Raw genomic sequence first — 4,504 nt, forward strand, 5'->3', positions numbered from 1 at the left:
CGGCAAAGCTGCTACCGTGATTTGGTGATCCGCCATATATTGCTCAAACCGCTCGTAGTTCAGAATCGTCTCTGACGTTGGCACATACAACGTGGCTCCACAGAACAGCGCTTGGAAGATTTCCCAGCAAGCCGCATCAAACGAATAGCTGGCGAACAGCAACGCATGATCCGACGTGCTCATCCGAAGCGTCTGATCAAAATACGTTTTCAGATTGCACAGCCCATGATGCTCGAGCATTACACCCTTCGGCTGCCCCGTTGTACCCGACGTATAAATGACATACGCCAGATCGTTCGGACCAGACAACGACTCCAGATTGGAACCATCCTCGTGATACACACTCTGTGCTCCATCCAGCACCAGCACGTTACCGTCAAAAGCTGCTTTATCCACCAGATGGTTTTGCGTTAACAACAGCTTCGCACCCGAGTCATCCAGCATATAGCGGATACGCTCTTCTGGATACGTCGGATCGATGGGGACATATGCACCCCCGGCCTTCAAAATCCCGAAGATACCTACGATCATGTCCACCGAGCGCTCGGTCATCAGACCCACCAGACGATCTTTCGTCACACCTTGGTTACGCAAGGTACGAGCTAATCGATTGGCGCGTGCATTCAGTTCACGATAGGTCAACTGCTCTCCTTCGAAGAACAGGGCTGTCTGCTCCGGCGTTTTCGCGTTTTGCGCCTCGAACAAGCCATGAATCGTTTGCTCGTTTGGATAGGCTACCGCTGTATTGCCCCAAACCTCGACGATTTGCTTGCGTTCCTGCTCACTTAACATATCCAGCTCATGTACACGAATGTCTGGTTTCGCTGTCACCTGTTCCAGCAGCTGTACCAGATGCCCTCGAATTTGCTCTACACTTTCCCGTTCAAAGGCCAGTGCATTATAACCAAAACTCATGTGAATGGTGTTCCCCGGCAGTACCACCAGGTTAAAGTCATAGTTGGTCTGCTCGACAGACTCGGCTCCTGTGATACTGAAGCTGGACTCATCGTCGTTGCCTAATTGCTCCAATTGTTCCTCTACCGGATAGTTCTCAAAAATAAGAATATGATTGATCAAATCCTGCTTAAGCTCTGACAATCCCTGAATTTCATACAGCGGGTACGTATCATAGGCATGGGAAGCAATGGATTGCTCCTGGGTTTGCTTCATCACGTCTGAGAATAAGCTGTCCACTTGACTGCGGATGCGTACAGGAATGGTATTGATAAACAGACCTATGATGTGCTCCACATTTGGAATGTCTGCCGGACGTCCAGATACCACGCTGCCAAACACCACATCATCTGTGCCATTATATTTTTGCAACAAAAGGCCCCACACCGTCTGCATCAACGTATTGATCGTTACCTGATAACGCTTGGCTATGCGCTGAATGCCTGCCGTTAGCTCCGCACCCAAGTCAAAATCCAGACGATCCGCCTGATACCCCGTTTTGCCCTGAATTTTAGCCTGTGGCAGGCGGGACTGTTCCTCATATCCTTCCAGAACCTTGCTCCAGTAACCTGATGCGGCCTGACGATCCTGTTGCTCCAGCCATTCGATATATTGACTGTATGGCGTTACAGGGGCCAGTTCCGGCTGTTTATGGGCCAGTATCGAAAAATAACTTGCAAACACTTCATTGGTCACCAGCGACAAGCACCAGCCGTCCATCACGATATGATGGAAGCTCCATACAAAACGGTACGCATCCTCACCTATGCGCAAAACGGCGACACGCATCAAAGCATCCTGCGCCAGATCAAAGCCTCTTTGCTTGTCTTTGCGCGTATATTCGAGGATGTACTCGTTTTGCTGCACTTCCTCCATATCTCGCAAATCTTCCACATAGAGTTCACTGTGCTTATTGCGGTACACGACCTGCAGCGGTTCATCCTTCCAGCCACTGTAGAAGTTCGTGCGCAGTGCTGTATGCCGCTGCACCAATACATCCAAACTTGCCGCAAACGCATCGATATTAAAATGTCCTTGCAGATCAAAGGAGGCCTGTTCAAAATAAGCTCCCGATTGCGAGTCCATCAGATTGTAAAAGAGCATGCCCTTTTGCATCGGCGTCAGCGCGTATACATTTTCCAGCTCACCTATATGTGCGGCCTGCGCTGCCATGTGCTCCAGTTCTCCAGTCGTCAGACCCTGGAAGGACACATCACTCGGCGTCAGCTCCGGCTGTTCCTGAGCGACACAATGTGTAATCACCTCTTGCAAAGCGGATTGTAGCAGTCCCGCCACACGTTCCAGCGTTTCTTTGCGATACTGCTTACGACTGTAAGCGATCGTCAAGTGCAGCGTGCCTTCCGAGATCATCGCATTCAAATCCAGCGTGTAGAGTAACGGTGAATGGGCATCCTCTGTCTCCCCTGCGCTATAGGATGACAATGTTATTCCACTATTTTGCACATCCTGATCGACCTGTCCCAAGTAGTTAAAGCTGATTTCCGGTTCTGCTCCAATCGCCTGCGCTTCATCCGACGCGAACGCAGGGGACAGGTAGCGCCATGTGCCATAGGTCAACCCTTTATGTGGAATGCGGCGCAGACCTTCCTTCGTTTCTTTAATCCGCTGGGCCAGCGTCAGGTTGACATCTGTGTCCAGCAGCACCGGATACAAGCTCGTAAACCAGCCTACTGTACGTGTTATATCCACCTCTGGCAGGATTGCTTCCCGGCCATGTCCCTCCAGGTTCACTAGCACCTGTCCCGCGCCTGTCCAGTTGTGCATTGCCAATCCTAACGCAGTCAGCAGCAAATCATTGACCTCGGTGTTATAGGCGCGATGGGCCTGCTTCAGCAGTTGCTGAGTTTCAGCTTCGGTCCACTCTACCGTCAGCACTTCGCTGTCTGCATTCAAGGAGCCCTCATAGGCAAAATCCTTAGGTAGCGGCGCCGCTTCCGCTTTGGCCTGTTCCAACTCCTTCCAGTAGACTGTATCCGATGCCTCCGCAGGACGGTTGGCGTAAGACGACAGCTCCCGTGCCCATGTTTGGAAGGAATCCGTTTTATAGGGCAATCGTACCGACTCGCCCTTGATCGCCTGTTCGTAGCCAGTCGAGAAATCTTCAAACAGAATCCGCCACGACACCCCGTCTATCACCAAATGGTGAATGGCTATGAGCAAATGATCTCCCTCTGCTGTGCGGAACAATCCGAGTTTGACCAGAGGTCCTGCAGACAGGTCGATGCTGCTTTGGATTTCATTTGCCTTCGCTTCCAGCGCTTCCGCATAGGCTACTTGTTCACGGTAGTCTGCGGTTTCCAGCGTATACAACGCGCCTTCATCTACACCGCGTGTCCAAGCCGTATAACCCGAGGAAGTCTGACGGAAAACTGTACGAAGCGCATCATGATGCTTCACGATGTGATCCATGACTTGGCGAACCGCCGTCTCATCAAAGCCCTCGGCACGATAGAGCATGACCGCCTGATTAAAGTGCTGCGGACGCTCGCGCTCCTGCGCAAAGAACCAATGCTGGATCGGAAGCAAAGCGGTTTCCCCGCTCACTTCTCCTTGATCTGCCATACGGCTGACCTCGTGCATATGCGGTGCCAGTGCTTCAACCGTTGGATACTGGAATAAATCCTTCATGTCCAGCTTATAGCCGGCCTGGAACGCACGCGATGCGATTTGGATCGCCTTGATCGAATCGCCGCCCAGATCAAAGAAATTGTCCAAAATACCGACAGTCTGTAGTCCCAGTACTGACTGCCAGACCGCTGCCAGAGCACGTTCTTGCGCGGTACGCGGCTCAGCATAATCGGCTCCGGTTTGCAGGCTGCCTTCCGGTGCTGGCAGGGCCTTGCGGTCGATTTTGCCATTTGGACTCAGCGGCATCTGCTCTAGCTGTACAAAGTACGATGGCACCATGTAGCTTGGCAGCTCCCGGCCCAGCTCACTTCTCAGCTCGCTGGCTCCGAGCTCTTGTCCGGCGACATAGTACGCCACCATTTGTTTCTGGCCCGTTTCATCCGCGCGAGCCATGACTACGGCTTCGCGTACCGATTCCACTTGCAGCAGCTGCGACTCGACCTCGCCCAGCTCAATCCGGTAACCCCGGATTTTCACCTGATGGTCGATCCGGCCCAGATATTCAATGTTCCCGTCCGGCATCCATCTCGCCAAATCGCCTGTGCGGTACATCCGCTCATAGCCGGCTTCCCCGCCAGCAAACGGATCGGCTACGAATTTCTCTGCCGTCAGCTCCGGTCGGTTCAGATAGCCCCGTGCTACGCCGACACCGCCGATGCACAGCTCCCCTGCAACCCCGATCGGCTGCAATTGCTCCGTGCCTTCCTTCACGATGTACAGACGAATGTTTTGAATCGGTTTCCCGATTGGGATGACCGCATAGGTTTCATTCGGCTCGCAATCGAAGTACGACACGTCCACCGTCGCTTCGGTTGGACCATACAGGTTGATCAGCTTCGCTCCAGCCAGGCTCGACACAAGCCGTTGGAACCGTGCGACATGCTGTGGCGGTAATGCTTCG

General features: G+C 52.9%; 1 protein-coding gene. It reads right to left on the bottom strand.

Annotation, left to right across the window (positions count from 1 at the left end; translation table 11 throughout):
- On the bottom strand, nucleotides 1-4,504 hold a 4,504-nt coding region (locus MHB54_RS28660; RefSeq protein ID WP_340982196.1), incomplete at both ends, for a condensation domain-containing protein.

This window comes from Paenibacillus sp. FSL M7-0802 (assembly GCF_038004945.1).
GTDB classification, from domain to species: domain Bacteria; phylum Bacillota; class Bacilli; order Paenibacillales; family Paenibacillaceae; genus Paenibacillus; species Paenibacillus polymyxa_B.